The sequence below is a fragment of the Methylomonas sp. EFPC1 genome, assembly GCF_016925515.1.
Taxonomy (GTDB): Bacteria; Pseudomonadota; Gammaproteobacteria; order Methylococcales; family Methylomonadaceae; genus Methylomonas; species Methylomonas defluvii.
Map to the genome: position 1 here is coordinate 39,122 of NZ_CP070495.1, position 23,118 is coordinate 62,239.

Genomic DNA, 23,118 nt, shown 5'->3' on the forward strand with positions numbered 1-23,118 from the left:
GGGCCGCGTTACCTTGGCCCATCTTGCATAGGTTAATGTGCTTCGATATTGACAAAAAGACTTACTGCTTACATCTGACGATGCATTGCCGCCATACTCAAATTGGCTTCAGCCGCCTTTTCATAGGCATTAATCAACACTCGACAGTGGCTTACCAAGGTGTCGGCCTGCTTGCCGTAAAGATAGCTTTTAGCTTGATATTGGCTAAGCAGTTTTTTGTGCTCTTCCACTTTTAGCTGTAGTTCTTTCGCGGCTTCTTCGTAATGTTTGGCCAGTGCTTCGTGATCAGCTTTAGTCGTTGCACTTTGTACGGCTTGAGTCATATCCATCGGATGAGGGTTCATCTCGCTGCATGCGACCAAGAGGCCGGCACCCAACACTAAAGTAATCAATAGTTTTGTTTTCATAGACTTTCTCCAGATTTAGTTTTTATTAATCGTTAATTTCGTCCTGTTTTTATAGCTCATGGAGTGATAACAAATTTGATATGACATCAATCCATTCTATAAATCTTTATATTTCAAGCACAAATAGTGCCATCATTAAAATCAATGAGTTAAATTCATCTTTACATCCTCTCACGGCTAATTGCGCAATACCGGTGCAAACAAAGGCGTTAACGCACCGCATTGGGTCAACTTCCTAAGCCGATGTGCGTGCAACTTCATATCTTGCCTTCCGAGCCTTAAAAGCTGTGTTCAAGAAGTGTTCGCCAACGAGGCGTTGTAGCATTGCCTCCAGTTGAGATTCGCCTAAATCATTCACCTCTTGATGAAGATGCGGAGCAATCTTGGCAAAAATCGTTACCAGTTGAGGGTCAAAGTGGCTACCACCCTCTTTTATAAGCTTAGCAATAGCATCGACCGCAGACCACGCATCCTTATAGGGACGTTGCGAGGTCAGCGCATCAAACACGTCTCCGATAGCGAATATTCGCGCGTTCAGTGGAATGGCATCCCCTTTAAGGCCTTGCAGATACCCACTGCCGTCATATTTCTCATGGTGAAATTCCACGACATCTCGCGCACCGGTTAACCAGTGAGATTTGTTTAGAATTTCCACGCCTAATGCCACATGCGTTTTCATGACATCGAATTCATCCACTGTCAGTTTTTCCGGTTTCAATAAAATCGGATCGCGGATGCCAATCTTGCCGACATCATGTAAAAAGGCTCCTGCAATTAGATCGCGCATATTTTCTTCAGGCAGTCCGATGGCTTCGCCAAGCCGAAGTGCGTAGTACGTCACCCGATAGTTATGATGGTTAGTTTCCGAATCGCGCTCTGCGATGGCACAGCCCAGTACATTCATCAGTTCAAGATTGCCTTGCAGTAGTTCGCCGGAAAGCCTAATCACGCCTCGATTAAGGGCCAGGACAATCGGATACATCAAGAGGCTGGTAAAGAAAATGCCTAGAGTCACGAACGCCAGCATACGGATTAGGTTTTGCTTCAATGTGGCGAACGTTTCCGGATCAACCTGATAAACTCCCTCGAAATAACCCATCGGCGAACCCTGTTCGCCTCGTAGCGGAACCAGCGTCACTAGCCACAACTGTCCATGAATAAAATGTAGGTCATGGGTAAACTCGTCAGCCTTTGGAAATTGATGCCTATATTGATCGATGAATTGCTCGACCAATTCCTGTCCTTGTCGAACGACTTCGAGTTTTAATTGTTCGTTGCGGTCATACAGTTCGACAATCAGAAAATGCTGGTTAACCAGTTGTTCAGCCAGCTGCCTCAGATGTTCGGTTGATTGGGCATCGAGTTGTTCCAGGTTATGAGCAGATGCTCCGCTGAATAGCGCTGATTCCTTCAGCGCAAGGGCATGAACTAACTGCTCGGCCCTCTTGATCTCCAGCCATGAAATGGAGCCGCCTACCGTTACACTCAGGAACAACCAGCCTAAAAACAATCGGGTCAGAATTTTTCGGTGGATAAAGCGATTAGTGGACATCGCTTGTGGCGATATCATCCTTTTAGTCTGATAGCGGGGAGATTGCTTGGCTTTCATAATTCAGAACAAACTGTCAAGGCTATCCATGCAATTCTTTGAGCGCGGAACGGATAACGCGAAAAGAAGAATTCAGCAACAGCATAACAAGACAGGATGCGACGAAAATATCCGCCCATCCCGATTCAAAGAACCAAACCGCCCCCGCCGTGATAAATACCGATAGATTTGACGCTATGTCATTTCTTGAACATTCCCATACCGAGCTCATGTTGATGTCTTCGTTTCTGTGCTTCCATAGCAAAAATAGGCATAGCGAGTTTGCAGCCAGGCCGGCCAAACTGAAAACGCCCATGATCTCGTAAGATGGCAGTACGGGCACAATCAGCCGCGAAATGATTTGCGCCAAGACCACACACGCCCCGATCAATATCAAACTACCCTTAAATAAGGCCACTTTTGCCTTGGTGGTCGCTTCTTTGGAAACGGCGTAAAGGCTTAAACCATACGTTAGTGCATCACCGAGATTATCCAGGCTGTCCGAGAGCAAAGCCGTCGACTTTCCGTAAACAGCCCCGCCCGCAATGACGACAAACATAACAGCGTTGACAACGAGAACAGCTTTAAGCGTGCCGCGTTGCCGTTCGCGTAATTTCTCAATTGCGCAGTTATTTTCACAACATGAAGCCATATCAAATTCCCTCGTGAACCTAACAAATTGATGAAAGCATAAGTAACCTCTATGGGCTATGAGTGTCGAAACCGTTCTTGAAACTGCAACACTAGGCTGTAAATCACCGGGAACACCAAAAGGCTTAATATCAACACGGTGAGCATGCCACCCAACGCGGGGGCGGCGATACGTTGAGTCACATCAGCACCGGTTCCGGTCGCCGTCATGATGGGTATCAAACCTATGATGTTGGCCAGTGAGGTAATGGCTACCGGTCGTACCCGTAGAGCCGTTGCCGCTTCGCTAGCCGCTCGGATTTCCTCGCCGGTCAATGGCCCCTGTTTTTGCGCCCGCAGCTTATCAAGTTCAATGTCGATAAAACTCAGCACCATCACCCCGGTTTCCGCCGCCGTACCGGCCAGGGCGATGAAGCCGACATAGACGGTAATCGACAGGTTGTATCCCAACCAGTATATGAACCAAATTCCACCAATCAGGCTGAATGGAATCGCCAACATCACGATAGTCGGCTCGGTGATATTTCGAAAGGCGGTATACAGCAGGATAAAAATCAGCAGTAGCGTGATGGGCACCACGATGCGCAATCGTTCCGCCGCCCGTTCCATGTATTCAAATTGACCGGACCAAGTGACGGTATAACCTGCCGGTATCGTGACATTTTCGGCTAAGGTCTTTTTTGCCTGCTCCACATAACCACCGATGTCAGAGATTTTAAGGTCGACATAAATCCAGGCGTTGGGCCGTGCATCCTCGGTTTTAATCACATCCGTACCGCGTTTAAAGTTGATGTCTGCCACCGATGTTAAAGGAATCTGGCTGCCTGTCGGGGTGGAAATCAACACTCGTCGCAAAGCTTCCGGGTTATCCCGCAGATCGCGCGGATAGCGCAAATTGACCGGATAGCGCTCTAGCCCTTCGACGGTTTCAGTGATGTTCATGCCGCCAATCGCACTTTGAATCACATCCTGTACATCGCCGACCGTTAAGCCGTAACGCGCGGCGGCTTCGCGGTTGATGTCGAAATCCAGAAAATAGCCGCCGACGGCCCGGTCACCGTAGGCAGACAGCGTATCCGGCAGGGTTTTCATCGCCTGCTCGATTTGCAGCGACAGGGATTGCAGCACATTCAGATCGGGACCGGACACCTTGATGCCCACCGGGGTTTTGATGCCGGTAGACAGCATGTCTATCCGGGTTTTAATGGGCATGGTCCAGGCGTTGGCCAATCCGGGAAAATGAATGGACTTGTCCATTTCATCCATCAGTTGCCGGGTGGTTTTGGTTGGATCAGGCCACTCTTCTCGCGGCTTTAACTTAATGGTAGTTTCTACCATCATCAACGGCGCGGCATCGGTGGCGGTTTCGGCCCGGCCAATCTTGCCGAACACATGATGCACTTCCGGAAAGGTCTTAATAATCTTGTCGGTCTGTTGCAAGACTTCCCTAGCCTTGGTGATGGATATGCCCGGAAAGGTGGTGGGCATGTATAAAATATCGCCTTCATCCAGAGGTGGCATAAACTCGCTACCCAGTTTGGATAAGGGATAGAGCGTAGAGGCCATCAACAGCAGCGCCACGATGAGCGTGGCACCCCGCCAGCGCATCGCTACCCTTAAGACCGGCGAATGAATGGCATGTAAAATCCGATTAATCGGGTTTTTGTGTTCGGGGATGATCTTGCCGCGCACAAAATAGCCCATCAACACTGGCACCAACGTGATGGTCAATATCGCGGCAGCGGCCATTGCATAGGTTTTGGTAAACGCCAATGGGCTGAACAAGCGGCCTTCCTGTGCCTGCATGGTGATGATCGGCAGAAAGGACACGGTAATCACCAACAGCGAGGAAAACAGCCCTGAGCCGACTTCGCGGGAGGCATTACCGATGACCTCCCAGCGTTCCTCGGAAGTCAGCTTGGCTTGTTTTTTCTCAGCCGCTTCAGCAAGATGTTTGTGAGCATTTTCGACCATCACCACGCCACCATCGACCATGTCGCCAATCGCCAGCGCGATGCCACCCAAGGACATGATATTGGCGTTCATGCCTTGCCATTTCATCACGATAAAGGCCATCAAAATGCCTAGCGGCAAGGTGATGACAATCACCAAGGATGAGCGCAAGTGCAGCAAAAACAAGGCCACCAGAGCACAGACGATGATCAGTTCTTGGCTCAGCGCATCTTTCAAGGTATCTACCGCTCGTTCGATCAAACTGCCGCGATCATAGACGGGAACAATTTCTACGCCTTCCGGTAAACCTTTTCTTAGTTCATCCAATTTCTTCCGCACGTCCTCGATGGTTGCCAGGGCATTTTCGCCAAAACGCATCACCACCACGCCGCCCGCCACCTCGCCTTCGCCATTGAGTTCGGTCACGCCTCGGCGCAGTTCGGGGCCAATCTGGATATGTGCGACATCCTGCAAGCGTATCGGCGTACCGTTGGCATCGACACCCACCGGGATGGTATTTAGATCGGCGATGGATTTGATATAACCCAAGCCTCTGACCATGTACTCGGTTTCGCCCACCTCCAGTAAACGTCCGCCGACATCGTTATTGGAGCGTTTGATGGCCATCATCACGGTGGATAACGGAATCTCATAGGCTTGCAGGGCGTTGGGATCGACTTCCACCTGATATTGTTTGACGTAACCGCCGACCGAAGCCACCTCGGAAACGCCGGGAACTGTCTGCAAGGGATAGCGTAGATACCAGTCTTGAATCGAGCGCAGTTGCGCCAGATCATGCTTGCCGGTCTTATCCACCAAGGCATATTCGTAAATCCAGCCGACACCGGTGGCATCCGGACCAAGTGCTGGCGTGACGCCTTGCGGCAGACGATTTTTGACATAGTTGAGATACTCCAGTACCCGCGACCGCGCCCAATACATGTCCGTGCCGTCTTCGAAAATGACATAGACGAAGGACAAACCGAAGAAGGAATAGCCGCGTACCACTTTGGCATGCGGCACGGCCAGCATGGCGGTGGTCAAGGGGTAGGTGACCTGGTTTTCGACCACCTGCGGAGACTGGTCGGCATAGTCGGTGAAAATAATCACCTGCACGTCGGACAAGTCCGGTATGGCATCCAAAGGCATGTTCTTGAACGACCAAACTCCGCCGATGGCCAGGATAATCGCCCCCAGCAATACCATGAAGCGGTCTTTCAACACGCTATTGATGATGAAATCAGTCATGGTTATGCGCTCCCTGCTCAACTGGCAACGATTCGGTTGCGGATGGCTGTGCTGCCGAAGGTTCCACCATTTTAGCCGTGGCTTCGTTCAGCTTGGACTCGGAATCGATCAGAAATTGCGCCGAGGTGACCACTTCCTCGCCGGCATTCAGACCGTCAATAATGGCAATATCGTCATTGGACGATAAACCCGTCGTTACCCGGCGCGGTTCGAATTTACCGGGACCGCGCACCACCAAAACCTGGGTTTGCGCGCCGGAACGGATCACCGCTTCGGAAGGAATCACCACTGCATCCAGTTGTTTGCCGGCTTGAATGGTGACTTCGGCGAACATATCGGGCTTTAACAGCAAGTCGGCATTATCGAATACCAGTCGCACTTTAATAGTCCGGGTCTTGGCTTCGGCATAGGGATAGATAAACGCCAGGCGACCTCTGAACGTCCGGCCTGGAACACCGGCCAAGCGCATGTGAACCGGGTCGCCTTCTTTAACCCAGGGTAGTTCGTACTCGTAAATTTCGGCATATACCCAGACCGTGGATAGATCGGCGATCATGTACAGCTCTGTTTCCGGGGTAACATATTGGCCTTCGCGAGCACCGATGTTGATGACGATGCCGTCTGCTGGAGTATGAATATGCAAGCTCTTTTTGATGGCTTGGCTATCCGTCAGCTCATGAAGTTGATGCGCCGGCACATCCAGCAGATTTAAGCGTTCGCGGGAGCTTTTGACCAACTCTTCCGCACCTCGGCGGATGTCTTCGATAGGGCTTTTTTCCAGCACCTTGAGATTGTTTAGCGCCAACACATATTCCTGCTGGCTGGCCACCAATTGCGGAGAGTAAATGCTCAGCAGTTCCTCATTCTTCCGGACCCTTTGCCCGGTCTTATCGGCACGTAAGGTTTCGATCCAGCCTTCAGTTTTGGGGTGCAGACGAACAATATGCTCTTCGTCATAGGCTACCCGGCCAACGGCTCGGACCACATGCGAAAGCAAGGTTTGTTTGGCTAGCGCGGTCCGCACGCCGATATTTTGTACCGTGGCGGCATCGATCCTCACGGCACCGGCCGAATCGTCAGCTTTTGCCTCGTCCTCGGCATACACGGGCAGATAATCCATGCCCATATTGTCTTTGGCCGGAATCGGTGACGTGACCGAGGGATTCATCGGGTTGCGGTAAAACAGAATTTTGGGTTGCTTGGCCGCATTAGCGTCGGCATAAACCGGCTCATAGTCCATGCCCATCGCATCCTTGGTTGGCACCGGGGACGTTGCCGATGGATTCATGGTATTTCTGTAAAATAAAGGCTTCTTGCCTTCTACCGGTTGAATCGCTGATTTCTGTTTGGGTGATTGCGCCAACCAATAGCCACCCGCCAAGCCTATCCCCAGCATCACCGCTGCGGTTAATAACAGTTGTTTATTCATAAATGTTGTCCTCGCCCACATTCGCGCAGAGTTGCGCCAATGCTTGTTGGGCTTCCGTGAAGGCTTTCCAGTATTGGGTTTCGTATTCGAACAAGGTAATCTGGCTGCGTACCAAGTTCAAAAAATCGACTTTGTTGACCTGATAACCGGCCAGCATGGAGGCGACGGTTTGCCGGGCCTGCGGAATGATGCCGGTATCGAACAAAACGAATTGCTGTTTGGCCCGCTGGTAATCGCTATGGCTTTGGGTAATTTCAGAGCGAACCGTGTTCCATCGATCTTGCAGCGCATAGCGTTGTTGCATCAGTTCGCTGTTGCGCTGATCTATCATCTTGTTCTGCTTACTGCCGGCAAAAATCGGCAGATTCATGCTGACGCCCAAACTGAGCAGATCGGAGCGCCGGCTACCATCCGGCATGTTATTGCGGGCGCCATACGCTGCTTCGACATTAAAATCGGGCAATACGTCTTTTTGAGCCAGTTCCAGTTTGGATTGCGCCGTGTTTATGCCTTGGCGGTCGCTTTCCAGCAGAGGCCTCGACGTTTCCGCTTGTTGATACAGGCGGTCCTCCTGTCTGATTTCCGGTAGCTGTATTGAAAGCGTGGCGGGTAATTGCACGGAGTTGTTGGCGGGTTGATCCAGCAAGGCGTTGAGTTTGGCCACAGTGCTGCGCCGCATCCCGGTCAGAGTGATTTTTTGATCCAGCAATTTGGATAATTCCAGCTGGGCCAGCAATACATCCTGTTGCAAGCCTTCGCCGACTTCGTATTTGCTTCTGGCGATGTCGACAAACTGCTGTAATAAGGTGTGATTGTTGTTCACAATCTCCAGCGTCCGGTCCAGATAAAAAACCTGCCACCACAGGGTTTTGACATCGCTGAGCAAACGTAGTCGCAGTTCATCGGCATTGAGCGTTGCGGCTTCCGCTTCATACATCGCCGCCTGCTCGCGTAGCGCCAATTTGCCGGGAAAAGGAATGGCTTGGGAAAGGCCGAAACCGATTTGCGTCATGTCTTCCGGCCGGGTGCTGAAACTATTGGTCGGCAGGCTCATGGCATTGAAGCTGATCTGCGGGTCGGGCAGACTGCCTTCCTGCGATGGAATGGCGGCCATCGCCTTGGCACGGGCCAGCATTTGCGCTAGGTCGGGGTTGTCCTGAGCGACTTTTTGGGTGGCCGCCTCAAGCGTCAATAGAGGGTGCTCACCTGCGATGGTCACGCGGCAGACGATAAACAGCGTCGCCATCAGCAGACGCTTTAAATGAACAGATCTCATGATTGTCCTCATAAGCTCGTTATAGCAATGACGATCAACCAACAGGCTGACTTAGCCGATGTTGATCGTCTTAATGGCGATGGTTGTTTTTACGGCAAAACACCGCCGTTGAACAGCTTAGAGGGTAATAATCGGCGGTTTTATATCCGGGGGGACAAACAACGAAACCGATGTGGGTAATTCTCCAGCGCTATAGCGGCTAGAGATATGGGACGGGATAAACCTAAAGGATGATGTAATTGCGCAATCGACGCAAACATGAAAGCTGCAACTGGCCAAGTGAGGCTTGGCAGTAACGGAGTGACAATGATCGGAATGAGATGAAGCTGAAAACCCTTCGTCGCCCATTTCGTCGGCAGCAGCAACGATTTGTACAATCGATAACTGCCTTGTGAGTTCAGAATAATGAGCAAACGCAACCACAACAGGCATAATTGCCATGATGAGGGTTAACATTATGGTTAAGCGTAGGTTCATCGTGTTGCGGATTTAACGAATCAAGGTTATCGACCGGTTTTTGTTGCATTCAGACTGATAATACTATCGGTATTTGCAGAAAGTACAACTTTTTTAACCCATCGACTGATAACAAGGTGGTAATTGAAACCAAGCTTGTTACCCTCGTTTGATAGAGCGGATCGAGTCTAGGAATACGTTTTCGCCATTCTCAGCTAATGCGGTTCCTAGCCGATGTTATCGGGCTGTTCTCAACTAATGTGGGCTCATTCTCACTTAATCTGGTTCCTGACGCCCGGATATTCTCAGCTAATGTGGTCCCGAAAAACGGATGTAATCGGTTCCTGCGATTTATGTTATCGGGCCGCTACACTTATTGAGCGGGCAAGTGGTGGCCTGGAAGGTTGGACGCGATAGCGGCCAAGTCGGCACGACCGGAGCGATAGCGCAGTCTGTAAGGGCATCCCGTTTTTTGTGCAGCGGAAGCGAAACAAAAATGCCCCGCATTTGGCATTAATCAATCATCTAAGTAGGCCATCCAGCGGACATCCATCGCAATCTGTTCGCTGGTCTGCGGATCACGCGCTAACCTAAGCTGTGCAATCCACTTGCGTATAGTTCCACCGCGCCCACGTCTTACACGCATTTGCAGGACCTGGATGTCGAATTCTCGTGTATTTCGGCTAGCAAAATTGGCTCGAATAGCCTTTTCACACAGTATCTTGTATTGATCAAGAGTCACAGCGGCTCCTTATTCGTTAATAAAATAACTTCTTTAATGCAACCAACTGTTGCGATGCGTCGTCTGTTAGCGTGTGGCATCGAACAAATGCCATGCAAATTAGCCCAATAAAGGCCGCTACAATCACGCAAAAAGCGAAAAACAAAACCGCGTGGTACTGCATAAATGTTTCAGGCGTCACCTCATACATGTATGCAATAAAACCAGTAAGAACGATGAACACGCAAGTAAGAGCGCGGATAGCGTGAGTGATAACAAGATTAGATATTTTCATTATAGAGTCTCGGTTGTAAAAAACGGCAAGTAAACAATAGTCAGTAACCAACAGGCCCCAGACAAAAGCCAAAAACCGGCCTCACCAATGTCTAACAAAAATCGAGAGCCGCCGCTTATAAAAAAGCAATTTTCACAAGCCTGATTGGCAGACAATTCCGCAACCAAACTAATTAAGTCGCCAGAAATCAATGCAAACATTGTTGAACAAACAGAAATTAGCACAAGCCCAAGTTTCAACTGCCGACGGCGCACCGCCAACAAACCGAACGAAACAACAATCAAAGCCATAAAGATCACAAATAACATAAAATCCACCTAAACCTCCTACAGTACCTATTTGGGCTTACAACCCCTATTTAAAAAACCCAATTCCGCAAGCCTAAGAAGCTCGTTGCGGTAAAACCGATTTGCATCACCACTAGCGCCCAGGTTCGTGTTTTTACACCATGATACAACCACGCGCAATTTGACCCCAAGTACGCAAGAAATCCGTACCCGGAATAAGGCGCATTTAACGCCAATACCAGACTGCCGGCCAAACCCAACGCGGAGCCAATCCACCCCACAATAACCACTACCCGATTCGTTTGCATTGCTGATCCTCTTTACGGCTGAAATGGGCAATCAATACCCGCTTGAACTCATCCGGCGACATAAGTGCCAACTCGCAACCACGGCCAGGCATACCCACTTGACGCGCGACCTCGTGAATAGTCCCACCTCCCCAACCGAACACCCGGCATGCTCGATCAAGATTCGTTGCGCCGTGCATCGCTTGCCCTCAAATAATCCAAAGCACTCAAACAAGCCCCGTGCGGCTGTTTAAACCCCCGCAAAAAATCCCGCACACTAAACAAGTGGGCAAAATAATAAGAACGGAAAGGCCACCTGGCCCGTTGGCCGAAAGGTCGATCCGCCGCCGAAGCAAACCCGACAAAAATCCGTTGCCGATAACTGCCCACCCAGCGCCGCATCGCTTTTTTTGATCGTTTTACAAAATGGCTTGAATTCATCGAAGCACCCACACTAAATAAGGAAAGAAGAGTAAGAAGAGTAAGAAGAGTAAGAAGAGTAAGAAGAGTAAGAAGGGCCACGCCCTTCTTACTCCATTGCTGTTAAAGCGGATTATCAATCTCGACCGGTTGAGCGCTGATCAACAGCCATGCAACCGACTCAGCCAGTGAGTTGATAACGTGGCCGTTCGCCTCGTTTTCCGGGCTAAGCGAATTGCTTTGACGTTTAATTTCATCAAGCAAATGAATTGCTTTAGCATGGCTGGACTGGGAAAGTTGGAGAGCGGTTTCGTTCATGTGAATACCTCGATAAAACTGGCCTTGGCGGGATGCCCGGCCTTCCAATGCTGAAGGGTTCCCCCTTCAACATGGTGACTATTCTACTGGCATATCATAGCCGCGTCAACTGTTTTTAGTTTACTGTACATTGATCTACAATGTTTTTTTAAAACTTAAACATTACATTTTCGCGCCCGCGAAAATTACCCTTTACGCCGCCGGCGAACCAAACGGGCGCAAGCGGCCATCATTAAGCCGCCCGGCGAACTGCCGTTAAAATATCCGCAGAAACAGACGGACAAACCGCATTGCCCAGCATGACCAGCGCATCCTTTTGCACGGAAGGCAAACGGTAATCTGACGGGAAACCCATTGCTGCCTTCGCTTCCGGCACTTGCAGCATTCGCATATAGTCACCGCTAATCACGGCCCAACGAGATTTGGTGGTTATCGTGCCGATAGGCCGATGAATACTGCGCCCAGTCAGACCGCTACCACTGGAATAATAAGGAGCCACAAATCGATCACCGAACGCAGCCCGCCCCGCCGCCAACCGTTTTAGTGTTTTCTCGCTGCGGCCTGGCTTATGGATCGCACTCCACGCATGAGAATCCCACTCGATCACATTGGCAATCGGCACATGTTCCCGCTTCGGCAACTCAAGATGCAACGGGTAATCCGAGCGCGTACACACCAAAAACAGCCGCTCCCGATGCTGTGGCACACCATGATCGGCGGCATCTACCACATGCGGAGCCACTGCATACCCGAGCCGTTGCATAGCATCGCACCACGAACGAAACAACACCCAGCGCGTGAAATCGACAACATTTTCGACCAGAACAATAGGGCTTCTGTGATATTCGGCACAGGCCACCACAGCCCATGCTGTTGATCGTTGGGCGTCATGGTGCGGCCTTTCCTTGCCTCGTGCCAAACTATGGCCTTGGCAGGCCGGAGAGGCCAGCAAAATATGATGAGCCGGCACGTCACGCCAATCGGCTTGCTGTAAGTCCTGGCAGGAATGAACGGTATCCGGGTGATTGCTAAGGTGGGTATCGACCGCAAGCGGCCAATGGTTTGCCGCCCACACTACCCGAACGCCCGCCAATTGAGCGCCCAAACTAAACCCACCTGCCCCAGCGAATAAATCGATTGCATCCATGTTCGGCTTCCTATCCTTCAAAGCCAATCGCATACTGAGTTTTTGCAACACTGCAAATATTAGGCTCAAGCCCTTTATGCCGATGATCAAAAACACTATAGTGACAGGCGCAATTTGAACAATCCGCCAAAGCCATACCCGTCTTAACGCCATCGTTTTGCAATGCCATTTTTGCCGCTTTCAGGCTCTTAAACCAAACCGTACTACAGCCCTGCCCCTGTTTGCCGAGATAATATATAAAGGGATCATCCGACATGATCGAGTGGGATTTATGCACGTCACCGCGCTGACCGTCGGCCAACACCACCTCAAAGGTTCGTATCGTCATAGCCGCCCCTACCCGTACCACGTTACACGGCAAGGCTTGCCGTTCCATTTCTGCAAATCGCCCAAAGACGACTTACCGCCGTGCAACCTCTGAAACCCATTCGCCCGCCGTGTTTCCTCTTTGGCCACGGCCACAAACTGCCCCGGCTTTGGCGTAGCATACCCGGTCATGCTGCCCGGTTTATCCTCGACAGTATTGCTCTCAATCCGACGGATAACAGCGGAACGCGCGGTAGACACTCGAACCACCTCAAAAAAATCAACATTGGTTTGCTCATATCCCCAAACCGCATAAACAATTTCACCCGCAATCAACCCATGGCCGGTTTCACGACGCGAACGCTTAAAGTTTTCGTTATTGGTTTCCACCTCGACATAGGTGGATAAATGTTTATCGCGGTGGTCTTCGGATACAAACGCAAAACACCGCGCCGGCTTACCTTTACGTCCCTTATAGGCGACATAAGCCGGCCCTTGTTTAGAGTCATAACAGTAAGCCACTACCGCAGCAGATGAGAATTCACGACATTCGGAATTAGCAGGAATGAAACGAGCCATAACATACTCCTCGAAAACACTGGCCTTGGCGAACTGCCCGACCTTCTGATGGTGAGGGATTGCCCCTTCACCATGTTGATTATTCTACCGAAACGCCCCGGCATTGTCAACTGTTTTTAGTTTACGCGTCGTTGTTTTACAACATTATTTTGAATTATAAAAAGCCGCCGCCCCACCCTGGTCAAATCCATCTATGTCAGATCCGGACACCCCCCGCCCGCCAGCCTTCCCCGTCAAGGGCGGACAGAAAAAAATCGACTCAATCAAAAATCAAACTGGCGTCTATTTTTTTATGACCGGGCGCAGCCTGTACCCTTGATCGGCTCACCCCCTGTATGCTCACAAGGGAGTCAGAAAGCGCTTTTCTTTCTGGCTCCCGCCGCCTCGCAAGCAAGAGGCCGTCGGCAGACCCCACGGAGTGCCGCCGGAGGCATCCAAACAACCCCTTCCTTATTGCCGTTTGAGCATTAGCATTTTCGCGCCCGCGAAAATAACCGAATCAAGAAAAGCCGATTTATGCCCAACGAACCGCGTGGGGGTACTTTCCACAATCCCCCGAAAAAGCGCGTTCGCTGGGTATAAATCTTCCGCCTAACCTTTAGGGGTTGAAAGAGAAGAGCAGGGAAGGGCGGGCCTTTTCGCGGTCCAGTCATGCAACCAGGCAAGCCGATAAGGATTTGCCCACAACGATCCGCTTTTTCGGGGGTAGATTGGAAGACCCCCACGCGGATCGATGTGGGTAAATCAACCATTTGAATGCCAACCCCTCATCGACCACACGGGCCGCTATGAAAACCATCTAACAGTGATACAAAAATGCTTGCATTTCCGTATCATAACAGTATCATAACGTAACATAACGTAACATAACGACTTTGGTATGTTACGTTATGATACGCAACCGGGAGACGACAATGGCACGAGTAGGTATAACATATGAACAAGTCGCGCAAATCGCCGACGCAATCGTTGGCTCCGGCCAACAACCCACGATCCGCACTATAAGGGACCGACTAAGCACCGGCAGTCACAACACGATCCAGCGCCACCTGGCAACGTGGCGTGACGCACGACCACAAGCCGCCGCCATAGCGCCGGAATTACCCAGCACCTTACTAGCGGCCATTGCCAGCGAGATTGAAAAAGCCGCCGCAACGGCACGGTCGGAAATCGAGGGCCGACTGGTACAAGCACAAGGCGATGCCGCCGAACTAGCCACCGCCGGCGAACAACTTGAAGATGAACGCGACGAACTCGCCGCCCAGCTCGTAGCCGTCACAACAGATCGCGACCAAGCCACCGCTACAGCGGCAGAACGCGGCGCAGAAATCGAGCGAATGACAACCGAACTTGCCCGCGAACGCCATGCCGCCGAGCAAGCCAGGATAGAAGTCGCGCAAGCTCGGAACAAGCAGGAATCCACCGACGAACGATTGTTAGAGCAAAAGACGGAAATCGAGCGCCTGCGCCAAACACTCGAACAGATGCAAACCGGGAAGCAAGCCGCCGAACAAGCGGCGGCTGTGGCGAATGCCAAACTGGAGGCAATGGTGGACCGAGCCAGCCGCGCAGAAACACGCATCGAGCAACTCGAAAAACAACTGACCACCACTATGGCCGAATTGAATAGCGCCCGAACTCAAATCATCAGCCAACAAACCGCCCTTGATGCCGCCACCCGCGAAACAGACACCATGAAAGCGCAGATTAAAGAATCTAAAGCCGAAGTGAAAAAAGCGACAGAAGAGGCATCGGAATTGCGCGGACAACTGGCTGCCGTGACCGAGCAACTGAAAAGCAAACCGAAAGCCCCGAAAACGGAGTCGTAAATGGCCTATCAACATCACTACGACATAACGGGCACCATCCTCAACTCAATCACCCATGAATTATTTCGATAACGCCGCGTCAACACCTACCTGAGCACATTTGCGCGCCCGCGAAAATCGCCGCATAGAAACGTCAGGCCGGCAACAACAGGCGATAGGCAAGGCCTACTATTGCGGCCAGCATAGACGCCGCTGACTATGCTAAGCCCACCACATCATTTAACATAGGCCATACTTGAAGAAAATATTTTGTGGTCGCTATGCGACGACCGGCTGATAAATCAATGATGAACCCTGAACAAGAACGAGAAAAAAACCAGAAAGAATTTCGCGCGATTCTGGAGAAATACGGCATTACCCAAAAACATGCGGCGGAATTGATTTCAAACGAAACATTTAAAACGGTAAATGTTAGAGCCGTTAGGGCGTGGCTAGCCCGCGCGGAGGCCGCAACAGCAACACCATGCCCGATGTGGGCAATTGTTGCCCTAAAACGGGCCACCGAGTCGCTTACTCCAATAAAACCAGACCCAACGCCACACAAATCAATAAAGCGCTTGACATAGGCTGTCACGCCCTATAACATCAAAACCACTTACACAGTTTTCCCGAAAAAAACCGGGTAAACCTCACACAATGGACGATGTTATATGTACACTCATTTTCGCGCTGCAACTATAGTACTCACCATTGCCGTAGCTACGCCGACTCAGGCCCAAACACCGGCCACCACCGTTGACAGCAGTCAACAATCTGCCCGCGATTCCGAAAAACTCACCATATTGCAAGCTGAGTTGACGGAACAAAAACAGATTGCCGCCAACCTTCAACAAACCCGCGCCGTTCAACTTGCTGCCAACAACAAAACCGAACTCGACAAAACCGAGACCAGACTGGAAGAGGTTGGCGGCAACATTGCCCAACTGCAACAGGAAATCGACGTCGCCCAAGGCAAAACCCGAGCTGTGAAAACGGTTGTGGTCAAACCGGTAGAGCAGGGCAGACAACCCGCCAGCAAACCCGCCCAAACCAATCCCGCGCAAGCCGCCACAGCGACCGGCCCCTGGTGGGATTTATACAACAGACAAAACGCTGCCGCGAAATGAGCACCTTAACCGCCGCAAACATTTTGGCTTTCCGCTCGTGTGAGGGCTATATGTTGGGTAACAGATTTGCCCGACAAAATCAGAATTAACGGACCGGGCGACTACCGCTAAATTTTTCGCGCCCGCGAAAATGCAACAGCATCTAAAGGACACGGAGGTTATGCAACACAATGTTTCAATAATCAAAACAGCAACAACTAACCCCAATATCGCGGAGATAGACCGGATGAAACAAACCCATCGAAAACTGATTCAACAACTTCTGATTGTTGTGCTTTGCCTGACTGTTGAGCACATCGCCTACGCCGCAGGCCCATTCACCACCGGGGCCGGCGCACTCAACGCCGACATACTAGCCATTTTGACGCCAGTCGCCGTTATTGCCGTTATGGTGTTAGGCGCATTAGCCTGGTTCGGTCGCATAAGCTGGACCGTTGCGGTTGCTAGTATGCTCGGTATTGTCCTCGTATTTGGCGCACAACAAATTGTGACCTGGGTACGTGGCCTGTTTGGAGTGTAGGTAATGAGCCGCAACAACGGGCTGCAAGCCGACCCCTTGTTTGTTGCGGCCACCCGCCCCCCCATGCGCTTCGGTGTCACTACCGGAGGCATGGTATTAGGGGTAATGGCGGTGGCCGAACTGTTTTTAATGACCCGAAACCTGCTGTGGCTTCTGGCCTATATTCCAATACACGGCCTATTAGCCCTGTTGCTCATGCACGAATGCCGCTTTTTCCATTTGCTAACCATGTGGGCCAGAACCAAAGGCTTGAATTGGCTGAAAGGCAATATTCGGCAGTGGAAGGCCAGCAGCTACACCCCAAACCGCCACAACCTGCCAAATACCAAAGGGCGGCGCAAACTACCCCCCCACCTCACCACACCTTAACTGCACAGGGAACCCAACATGTCGGCCTTACCAGATTTAAGAAATTACAAAGCACTAATGAGGGAAGAGGCCACCGCGCTACACATTCCCTACACCATCCACGTCAACGAACACGTCGTCAAAACCCAAAACGGCTACGTTATGGCCTTCAAGCTGGCCGGCATCGGTTTCGAAAATGCAGACGACGATCAGCTCAACAACTTTCACGAACGCCTAAACGTCTTTTACCGCAACCTCGCAAAACCCAACATATCCCTGTGGCAAACCGTCGTCCGCCACCGGGAAAACGCATACCCGAACGGAGAATTCAAACCCGGATTTGCCCACGATCTGAACGAAAAATACCGGCAACGCATTGCACGGGAAACCCTGATGATCAACGACATTTACCTGGCGGTTGTATACAGGCCTCAACCCGGCCAAGTCGGGCAAACCGCCATGAGCATCCTGAACCGAATCAATAAAGACGCCATTCATCAGGAGCAGGAAGAGGCGTTAGAGGAAATGACCAAACTGCAACAGCATGTAATGGCCGCACTCAATCGCTACGATCCGGAGCCGCTAGGCGTATACCAAAAAGGTGAACATTACTATTCGACCCTGCTGGAATACTTTGGCCTGCTGATTAACGGCGAATGGCAACGCATCGCCTTACCGCGGTCCCCCCTCAGCGAAGTCCTGGCAACCTCCAGGCTATCGTTCGGCGCGGAAGCCATCGAATACCGCACCGCCACCGAAACCCGCGTAGCCGCCGTTCTGGGTATCAAAGAATATCCGACGCCTACCGTCGTCGGCATGTTTAACGGCCTACTCAAAGCGCCGTTCAGTTTCGTCATGACCCAAAGTTACACCTTTTTAACCAAACCCTCCGCACAGTCGCTACTGGTCAACCAATACAACCGGATGACCAATATTGGCGACCTGGCCCGCACCCAAACCGAAGACCTCGAAACCGCCATCGATCAAATCTCAGGCAATGAGATTGTGATGGGCGATCACCATTTCACACTGCTCATACAAGGCGAACCGTTCGAAGGCGTCAAGGAAGCGGAAAGCCCCGCCCGTCTCCGCGAACTTAACCGCAATATCGCCTGGGCAAAAACCGTACTTGGCGATACCGGCATGACCGTCGCCCGCGAAGACCTCGCCATCGAAGCCGCATTTTGGGCGCAACTCCCCGGCAATTTTGCCCATAGAACCCGACTATCGCCCATCACCAGCCGCAACCTCGCCGCCATGGCCCCTTACCACAACTATCCCGTAGGCCGAGCCACCGGCAACCACTGGGGCGATGCCATGGCCGTACTCATCAGCAACGCCAAAAGTAACTATTATTTTTCGCTCCACGCCAGCGATCCGAAGGACGCCAGCGGCGGCAAAAAAGACGTGGGCCATACCTCGATCTACGGACAAGTCGGCTCCGGTAAAACCGTGCTCATCGGGTTTTTGATCTGCATGAACCAAAAACTCAACGCCACCCAAATCGTTGCCGACAAAGACCACGGCCTCGAAATCCTGATCCGCGCACAAGGTGGCTGCTACCTGCCTATTCAAAACAAACAACCAACGGGTTTCAATCCACTACAACTAGAACCGACACCCGACAACATCGAGTTCATGAACCAATGGGTACAACAACTCGCCTACCACCCCAACCAACCTCTCACCGTTCAAGAAATCAAAGAAATTACCGACGCGATTAACGGCCTATTAGTGCCGGAAATCGAACGCAAGTATCGCCGCCTATCACGGCTAATAGAATTTCTCTCAAAAAGCGGCACCGCCGCCGCCGCCGGGATATTTGCCCGGCTGAGCAAATGGTGTGAACAGACCGGTGGCGAATACGCTTGGGTATTCGACAACGAAACCGACGTAACGCTTGAACTCATGAACAAAAACCCGCTGATCGGCTTTGATGTCACCGACTTCATCGACAACAAAACCACCTGCACACCGATAACCATGTATGTGTTTCACCTCATCAAAACACTCATGGACGGTCGTCGATTGATCTGCTGGATGGATGAGTTTTGGAAACTGCTCGACGACCCCGCCTTTCAGGAGTTTTCAAGGGACGGTTTAAAAACCGCCCGTAAAAAAAATGCCGCTTTCGCTTTTGCCACCCAAAGCGTCGGCGACAGCCTGGCTAGCCCAATCGCCCGCGATCTGGTCGAACAAACCGCCACGAAAATCTTTTTCCCCAACGACACCGCCCAGCCCGAGGAATATATCGACATTCTCGGACTGAGCGAACGTGAATACTTGTTGATCAAACAAGAACTAGAACCTGGTAGTCGTCAATTCCTGGTCAAACAAGGCAACAGCAGTGTCGTGTGCGAACTGGATCTCAAAGGTTTCGACTTCGAACTCGATGTCATATCGGGCCGGGCGCATAACGTCGAAATTGTCCGAGAACTCATCGCCGAAGTCGGCGACGACCCCGCCACCTGGCTCCCGCTTTTCCAACGCAATCAATTCCGCCGCATGACCGAAAAAGTTGATAGAACCCAAACCGCCCATTCACAACCCTTGGAGTCAAAATGAAAACCGCGACCAGCCCCAACAAAACCCTATTCGCCGCCGCATTAGCCCTAGTGCTATATGGCAATACAGCATCGGCCGTCGACATTGTGAACGATCCCATGCACATGGCCGAAACCATTGCCGGCTGGGCGGCAAACCATTCGGATGAAATAGAACAGATAACAAAACTGACGGAACAACTTCAACAGCTACAGCAGACCTATCAAATGGTCACGTCAACCTATAACAGCATGACGGGCAATCGGGGATTCGGGGCTGTGCAAACCCTCACCAATGCCGCCCGCAATTACCTGCCGGATAGCACGAACGGCATGCTCGACACCATCAACGGGGCGAACCAAACGTACAACCAAATGAGCGGCATGATTCAGGGCTTCACCAATCAAAATGCCATTCTCTCGCCTGGCGCCATTCAAGCGCTCAACATGAATGCAAATCAGCTCAAATTATTCACCGAACGCCGCAAAAACAACGCGGCCATCCAGGCCACCGCCTCACAAAGCATGGACGCAGCCAGTCAGCGGTTTGGCTACATCCAGCAACTAATGAATCAGGTCAATAACACCAACGATCCTAAAGGCGTCGCCGAACTGCAAGCGCGGATAGCTGGCGAACAAGTCATGTTGCAAAACGATCAAACCAAGATGCAACAGATGTACGCCTATCTGCAAAATCAGGAATTGGTAAATCAACAGCAGATGCGTGAATTAGCCATTCAACAAGTAGGTCGCACAAGCGATTTGGTCCAACCGAATTATTCTGTTACGAACAACCCCTAAAGGAGAGCATCATGAACTCAAACTTAACGCTATTGACCGCGATTACCTTAACAGCAGCCGCCACGGCTGGCGGGACATACTACCTCACTACACAAACCCAGCCAGACAATGCGGAGGTGAACGCACCAAGTGCGGCCATCGAGGCGCAACCAACCGCCACCATTCCCGTGCAGGTCGCGGCGAATCAAGACCCCAACCAGCCCATCACTATTATTGTTAAAACGGAACTGACGGAACATAAACAACCAACACGGGACCATGTCGGACATATTCGGGATTTAAAACAACCTCATTATGGCGTTACGCAAGCCCCCACCATTCCGCTAAATCACTAAACAAGGAATCGCCATGGGATTTTTCCTAACATTTTGGAACTATTTGCAAACTAACGTGTTGGCTACGATTTCGACCGTAACCGCCAATATTGCCAATAGCCTGCAACCCGCTGCCGTCACGTTTGCCACCATGTACGTCATGCTGTGGGGCTATTTGCATCTACGCGGTTCGATTGAAGAGCCAATCATGGATGGCACCATTCGAATCATTCGGTTGGCGGCAATATTAGGCGTTGCCCTGAGTTTATGGGAATACAACACCGTGTTGGTCGATTTTTTCATCACCACTCCAGCGTCTTTGAGCGACGCCATTTTAGGCGGCAATGCCGCTCTTAATATTGTCGATACGGTGTGGCAACAAGGGGCTGGCGTTGCTGAATCATTAACTAGACAAGGCGGAGCGACCGCCATAGATTTTTATTTAGCAGGCATTGCCGTGTATTTGTTCGTCGGTTTCATCTGCGTTTGGATGGCGTATTTGTATTGTTTGTCGCTGGTCGCAGTCGGTTTTTTGTTAGCCATCGGCCCGCTATTCATATTGGGATTAATGTTCGAAACCACGAAGCGTTTTTTCGAGAGTTGGATGGCTCAATTGTCAAATTACGCATTGATTATTGTCATTGCCGCCGTAGCCGCAAAAATATTGCTGAACATGTTGCAAGCTTACGCTGCCGACGCAGCCGCCAAAGGGATGGCGATCACCATTGCCGAAGCCGCGCAGTTGTGCCTCGCCAGTTTTTTCATTTTATTATTCATGCGTCAAGTGCCGACAATTGCCGCCAGCTTAGGCAGCGGTGTGGCACTCGGCACATTCAACGCATTGAGCCGCTTGTTAAAAGGCGCAGGCGGCGGCGCAGGCCGATCTTTGTACCAATTCGGTCGCGGCGTCGCCGATGGCCGGGCCGGCGAAAAACCCAGCCGTTACCAATCACTCACTCGCAACCTGGGCAACCGGTTAGGCGCTAGAAGCCAACGGTCAGCGCCAACGGGCGGCAAAATCCAACGCAGCAATGTTTTCTAACGATGTGATTTTTCGCGCCCGCGAAAAATAACCCTGGAGTTACCAATGAATTTAAAAAACAAACCCTGGGCGCTGTATATCCTATTTGGCGCAATATTTACCGTGATATGGGGGGTCTGGTTTGATTACAGCTATTGGCAATGGCTGATCTGCTGGGCATTGACCACCGGCGCAAGCCTAGCCGCCGCGCACCTTATCAAATACCAATATCTAACCCTCGACAAGCGCATCACCTCGGAAAAAACAACCGAATGGGATGTGTATATCAACAACATCCGAATGGGAACCGTGACGGATGCCCAATACGCCTCGATGCAGCAACGCGTCTATATCGATCCGAAAAACAGCATGGCTCAAATCGTAAACATAGTTTACGGCCTGTACACCATGGTCTACAAAATTGTGGTAATCGTTCCACTAACGCTATTCTGGTTAACCGTGATTAGCCTAATCTACTCGCCTGAAACGTGGGTCGAAATCATTCAATTACTCCAAAGCGCCGATACCACTACCCTAACAATCAACATTAAAGCCGCACACGATCTGGTTTCCATACTTGCCATTCTGGTGACATTGTCCGCCGGAATCATGATGGCGTTAGGTGTCAAATTTGGTTTCAGAAACATCTACGCCGATGCGGTCGGCGTCCTGTTACGCCAGCATTTCAAAGTCCCCGCTGACGGCGAAATCAGGCTATGTAGACCTGTCCATTTCGATACTATCCACGAACACGGCAAGAGCGCCCCATGATGCCGTTACATAACAAAATACTGAACGATCCTGCCGCGTCAGACTGGTTAAAAAACGCATTGCGTGCCGCCTTGGTACGCGATCCGGTGGATGCCGTGAACGATGCCGAAATATTGCTAAATGCGCTGAACGAACAGCTCCACCACGCACTCCTGCAATCGGCCTGAATTGTACGGTGCGGCCATGAGGTCGCCGCACCTGTTTTCAATAAACATCATGGAAACCCCCGGATGGAACAGACTGATGAACGAGAAAAAAACCAGCAACAATTTCGTCAAATTCTCTCCACGTACAACATCACACAAGCGAAAGCCGCCGCTCTAATCAGTCGTGAATTATGCAAAACAGTGAATGTTAGAGCCGTTAGGGCGTGGTTAGCCCGCGCGGACGCCACAACCGCGACGCCATGCCCTATGTGGGCAATTGTTGCGTTAAAACGCGCAACTCAAAAACTGTCATCAACACAGGACAAAACGAAAAATAGAGGCACTAAATAA

At 51.1% G+C, this 23,118-nt stretch carries 26 protein-coding genes; 12 read left to right on the forward strand and 14 right to left on the reverse strand.

Features of this window, described 5'->3' with window-relative positions:
* Positions 1–68: 68 nt before the first annotated feature.
* From JWZ98_RS22915 to JWZ98_RS22980, 14 genes are all read right to left on the reverse strand, one after another.
* Positions 69–407 (reverse strand): hypothetical protein, encoded by a 339-nt coding sequence (locus JWZ98_RS22915; RefSeq protein ID WP_205454531.1) that lies wholly within the window; start codon positions 405–407, stop codon positions 69–71.
* A 235-nt stretch (positions 408–642) separates the two neighbouring features.
* Complete coding sequence (locus JWZ98_RS22920) at positions 643–2,016, reverse strand: HD-GYP domain-containing protein (RefSeq protein ID WP_205454532.1); 1,374 nt, start codon at positions 2,014–2,016, stop codon at positions 643–645.
* A gap of 22 nt (positions 2,017–2,038) precedes the next feature.
* A complete protein-coding gene (locus JWZ98_RS22925) occupies positions 2,039–2,647 on the reverse strand; it encodes a cation transporter (RefSeq protein ID WP_205454533.1) in 609 nt (202 codons plus the stop codon).
* Positions 2,648–2,703: 56 nt separating this feature from the next.
* Complete coding sequence (locus JWZ98_RS22930) at positions 2,704–5,847, reverse strand: CusA/CzcA family heavy metal efflux RND transporter (protein ID WP_205454534.1); 3,144 nt, start codon at positions 5,845–5,847, stop codon at positions 2,704–2,706.
* Positions 5,840–7,276, reverse strand: a complete 1,437-nt coding sequence (locus tag JWZ98_RS22935; RefSeq protein ID WP_205454535.1) for an efflux RND transporter periplasmic adaptor subunit — start codon at positions 7,274–7,276, stop codon at positions 5,840–5,842. Before JWZ98_RS22935 ends, JWZ98_RS22930 begins: the two co-directional genes overlap by 8 nt.
* The gene (locus JWZ98_RS22940; RefSeq protein WP_205454603.1) at positions 7,269–8,522 is read right to left on the reverse strand and encodes a TolC family protein; all 1,254 of its coding nucleotides are present in this window, start codon (positions 8,520–8,522) and stop codon (positions 7,269–7,271) included. The genes JWZ98_RS22935 and JWZ98_RS22940 overlap by 8 nt, the downstream gene beginning before the upstream one ends.
* 147 nt (positions 8,523–8,669) lie before the next feature.
* Entirely contained in the window at positions 8,670–9,008 is a 339-nt protein-coding gene (locus JWZ98_RS22945) for a hypothetical protein (RefSeq protein ID WP_205454536.1), read from the reverse strand.
* 758 nt (positions 9,009–9,766) lie between these two features.
* Positions 9,767–10,024, reverse strand: a complete 258-nt coding sequence (locus JWZ98_RS22950; RefSeq protein ID WP_205454537.1) for a hypothetical protein — start codon at positions 10,022–10,024, stop codon at positions 9,767–9,769.
* Positions 10,024–10,341: a hypothetical protein gene (locus tag JWZ98_RS22955; RefSeq protein WP_205454538.1), complete on the reverse strand. Its 318-nt coding sequence runs from the start codon at positions 10,339–10,341 to the stop codon at positions 10,024–10,026. The genes JWZ98_RS22950 and JWZ98_RS22955 overlap by 1 nt, the downstream gene beginning before the upstream one ends.
* A 259-nt stretch (positions 10,342–10,600) precedes the next feature.
* The gene (locus JWZ98_RS22960; protein ID WP_205454539.1) at positions 10,601–10,798 is read right to left on the reverse strand and encodes a hypothetical protein; all 198 of its coding nucleotides are present in this window, start codon (positions 10,796–10,798) and stop codon (positions 10,601–10,603) included.
* 343 nt (positions 10,799–11,141) lie between these two features.
* Positions 11,142–11,336 (reverse strand): hypothetical protein, encoded by a 195-nt coding sequence (locus tag JWZ98_RS22965; protein WP_205454540.1) that lies wholly within the window; start codon positions 11,334–11,336, stop codon positions 11,142–11,144.
* 232 nt (positions 11,337–11,568) lie between these two features.
* Positions 11,569–12,483: a DNA cytosine methyltransferase gene (locus JWZ98_RS22970; RefSeq protein ID WP_205454541.1), complete on the reverse strand. Its 915-nt coding sequence runs from the start codon at positions 12,481–12,483 to the stop codon at positions 11,569–11,571.
* Positions 12,484–12,493: 10 nt separating this feature from the next.
* On the reverse strand, positions 12,494–12,811 hold the full coding sequence (locus JWZ98_RS22975) for a hypothetical protein (RefSeq protein WP_205454542.1): 318 nt from the start codon (positions 12,809–12,811) through the stop codon (positions 12,494–12,496).
* A gap of 8 nt (positions 12,812–12,819) precedes the next feature.
* On the reverse strand, positions 12,820–13,368 hold the full coding sequence (locus JWZ98_RS22980) for a hypothetical protein (RefSeq protein WP_205454543.1): 549 nt from the start codon (positions 13,366–13,368) through the stop codon (positions 12,820–12,822).
* 914 nt (positions 13,369–14,282) lie between these two features.
* Here JWZ98_RS22980 and JWZ98_RS22985 point away from each other — a divergent pair.
* The 12 genes from JWZ98_RS22985 (at position 14,283) to JWZ98_RS23040 (ending at position 23,118) form a co-directional block, all read left to right on the forward strand.
* Entirely contained in the window at positions 14,283–15,197 is a 915-nt protein-coding gene (locus JWZ98_RS22985; protein ID WP_205454544.1) for a DNA-binding protein, read from the forward strand.
* A gap of 284 nt (positions 15,198–15,481) precedes the next feature.
* Entirely contained in the window at positions 15,482–15,763 is a 282-nt protein-coding gene (locus JWZ98_RS22990) for a hypothetical protein (RefSeq protein WP_205454545.1), read from the forward strand.
* An 84-nt stretch (positions 15,764–15,847) separates the two neighbouring features.
* Positions 15,848–16,303 carry a hypothetical protein gene (locus JWZ98_RS22995; RefSeq protein ID WP_205454546.1) on the forward strand — a complete coding sequence of 152 codons (456 nt, stop codon included), beginning with the start codon at positions 15,848–15,850 and terminating at the stop codon, positions 16,301–16,303.
* Positions 16,304–16,463: 160 nt separating this feature from the next.
* Positions 16,464–16,823 (forward strand): TrbC/VirB2 family protein, encoded by a 360-nt coding sequence (locus JWZ98_RS23000; protein ID WP_240348419.1) that lies wholly within the window; start codon positions 16,464–16,466, stop codon positions 16,821–16,823.
* Between the two features lie 3 nt (positions 16,824–16,826).
* Entirely contained in the window at positions 16,827–17,192 is a 366-nt protein-coding gene (locus JWZ98_RS23005; protein WP_205454547.1) for a VirB3 family type IV secretion system protein, read from the forward strand.
* Positions 17,193–17,210: 18 nt separating this feature from the next.
* On the forward strand, positions 17,211–19,736 hold the full coding sequence (locus tag JWZ98_RS23010; protein WP_240348421.1) for a VirB4 family type IV secretion/conjugal transfer ATPase: 2,526 nt from the start codon (positions 17,211–17,213) through the stop codon (positions 19,734–19,736).
* A complete protein-coding gene (locus JWZ98_RS23015) occupies positions 19,733–20,515 on the forward strand; it encodes a type IV secretion system protein (protein ID WP_205454548.1) in 783 nt (260 codons plus the stop codon). Before JWZ98_RS23010 ends, JWZ98_RS23015 begins: the two co-directional genes overlap by 4 nt.
* A gap of 11 nt (positions 20,516–20,526) precedes the next feature.
* Positions 20,527–20,850 carry a hypothetical protein gene (locus tag JWZ98_RS23020; protein WP_205454549.1) on the forward strand — a complete coding sequence of 108 codons (324 nt, stop codon included), beginning with the start codon at positions 20,527–20,529 and terminating at the stop codon, positions 20,848–20,850.
* Positions 20,851–20,863: 13 nt separating this feature from the next.
* On the forward strand, positions 20,864–21,871 hold the full coding sequence (locus tag JWZ98_RS23025) for a type IV secretion system protein (RefSeq protein WP_205454550.1): 1,008 nt from the start codon (positions 20,864–20,866) through the stop codon (positions 21,869–21,871).
* 45 nt (positions 21,872–21,916) lie between these two features.
* A complete protein-coding gene (locus JWZ98_RS23030; RefSeq protein ID WP_205454551.1) occupies positions 21,917–22,621 on the forward strand; it encodes a hypothetical protein in 705 nt (234 codons plus the stop codon).
* Positions 22,618–22,788: a hypothetical protein gene (locus JWZ98_RS23035; RefSeq protein ID WP_205454552.1), complete on the forward strand. Its 171-nt coding sequence runs from the start codon at positions 22,618–22,620 to the stop codon at positions 22,786–22,788. Before JWZ98_RS23030 ends, JWZ98_RS23035 begins: the two co-directional genes overlap by 4 nt.
* A 63-nt stretch (positions 22,789–22,851) precedes the next feature.
* Positions 22,852–23,118 carry a hypothetical protein gene (locus JWZ98_RS23040; protein ID WP_205454553.1) on the forward strand — a complete coding sequence of 89 codons (267 nt, stop codon included), beginning with the start codon at positions 22,852–22,854 and terminating at the stop codon, positions 23,116–23,118.

What these genes read in the sequence shown, in the direction of transcription:
- JWZ98_RS22915 (WP_205454531.1), bottom strand. Translation starts at nt 407, where the DNA reads ATGAAAACAAAACTATTGATTACTTTAGTGTTGGGTGCCGGCCTCTTG.
- JWZ98_RS22920 (WP_205454532.1), bottom strand. Translation starts at nt 2,016, where the DNA reads ATGAAAGCCAAGCAATCTCCCCGCTATCAGACTAAAAGGATGATATCG.
- JWZ98_RS22925 (WP_205454533.1), bottom strand. Translation starts at nt 2,647, where the DNA reads ATGGCTTCATGTTGTGAAAATAACTGCGCAATTGAGAAATTACGCGAA.
- JWZ98_RS22930 (WP_205454534.1), bottom strand. Translation starts at nt 5,847, where the DNA reads ATGACTGATTTCATCATCAATAGCGTGTTGAAAGACCGCTTCATGGTA.
- JWZ98_RS22935 (WP_205454535.1), bottom strand. Translation starts at nt 7,276, where the DNA reads ATGAATAAACAACTGTTATTAACCGCAGCGGTGATGCTGGGGATAGGC.
- JWZ98_RS22940 (WP_205454603.1), bottom strand. Translation starts at nt 8,522, where the DNA reads ATGGCGACGCTGTTTATCGTCTGCCGCGTGACCATCGCAGGTGAGCAC.
- JWZ98_RS22945 (WP_205454536.1), bottom strand. Translation starts at nt 9,008, where the DNA reads ATGTTAACCCTCATCATGGCAATTATGCCTGTTGTGGTTGCGTTTGCT.
- JWZ98_RS22950 (WP_205454537.1), bottom strand. Translation starts at nt 10,024, where the DNA reads ATGAAAATATCTAATCTTGTTATCACTCACGCTATCCGCGCTCTTACT.
- JWZ98_RS22960 (WP_205454539.1), bottom strand. Translation starts at nt 10,798, where the DNA reads ATGCACGGCGCAACGAATCTTGATCGAGCATGCCGGGTGTTCGGTTGG.
- JWZ98_RS22965 (WP_205454540.1), bottom strand. Translation starts at nt 11,336, where the DNA reads ATGAACGAAACCGCTCTCCAACTTTCCCAGTCCAGCCATGCTAAAGCA.
- JWZ98_RS22970 (WP_205454541.1), bottom strand. Translation starts at nt 12,483, where the DNA reads ATGGATGCAATCGATTTATTCGCTGGGGCAGGTGGGTTTAGTTTGGGC.
- JWZ98_RS22975 (WP_205454542.1), bottom strand. Translation starts at nt 12,811, where the DNA reads ATGACGATACGAACCTTTGAGGTGGTGTTGGCCGACGGTCAGCGCGGT.
- JWZ98_RS22980 (WP_205454543.1), bottom strand. Translation starts at nt 13,368, where the DNA reads ATGGCTCGTTTCATTCCTGCTAATTCCGAATGTCGTGAATTCTCATCT.
- JWZ98_RS22985 (WP_205454544.1), top strand. Translation starts at nt 14,283, where the DNA reads ATGGCACGAGTAGGTATAACATATGAACAAGTCGCGCAAATCGCCGAC.
- JWZ98_RS22990 (WP_205454545.1), top strand. Translation starts at nt 15,482, where the DNA reads ATGATGAACCCTGAACAAGAACGAGAAAAAAACCAGAAAGAATTTCGC.
- JWZ98_RS22995 (WP_205454546.1), top strand. Translation starts at nt 15,848, where the DNA reads ATGTACACTCATTTTCGCGCTGCAACTATAGTACTCACCATTGCCGTA.
- JWZ98_RS23000 (WP_240348419.1), top strand. Translation starts at nt 16,464, where the DNA reads ATGCAACACAATGTTTCAATAATCAAAACAGCAACAACTAACCCCAAT.
- JWZ98_RS23005 (WP_205454547.1), top strand. Translation starts at nt 16,827, where the DNA reads ATGAGCCGCAACAACGGGCTGCAAGCCGACCCCTTGTTTGTTGCGGCC.
- JWZ98_RS23010 (WP_240348421.1), top strand. Translation starts at nt 17,211, where the DNA reads ATGTCGGCCTTACCAGATTTAAGAAATTACAAAGCACTAATGAGGGAA.
- JWZ98_RS23015 (WP_205454548.1), top strand. Translation starts at nt 19,733, where the DNA reads ATGAAAACCGCGACCAGCCCCAACAAAACCCTATTCGCCGCCGCATTA.
- JWZ98_RS23020 (WP_205454549.1), top strand. Translation starts at nt 20,527, where the DNA reads ATGAACTCAAACTTAACGCTATTGACCGCGATTACCTTAACAGCAGCC.
- JWZ98_RS23025 (WP_205454550.1), top strand. Translation starts at nt 20,864, where the DNA reads ATGGGATTTTTCCTAACATTTTGGAACTATTTGCAAACTAACGTGTTG.
- JWZ98_RS23030 (WP_205454551.1), top strand. Translation starts at nt 21,917, where the DNA reads ATGAATTTAAAAAACAAACCCTGGGCGCTGTATATCCTATTTGGCGCA.
- JWZ98_RS23035 (WP_205454552.1), top strand. Translation starts at nt 22,618, where the DNA reads ATGATGCCGTTACATAACAAAATACTGAACGATCCTGCCGCGTCAGAC.
- JWZ98_RS23040 (WP_205454553.1), top strand. Translation starts at nt 22,852, where the DNA reads ATGGAACAGACTGATGAACGAGAAAAAAACCAGCAACAATTTCGTCAA.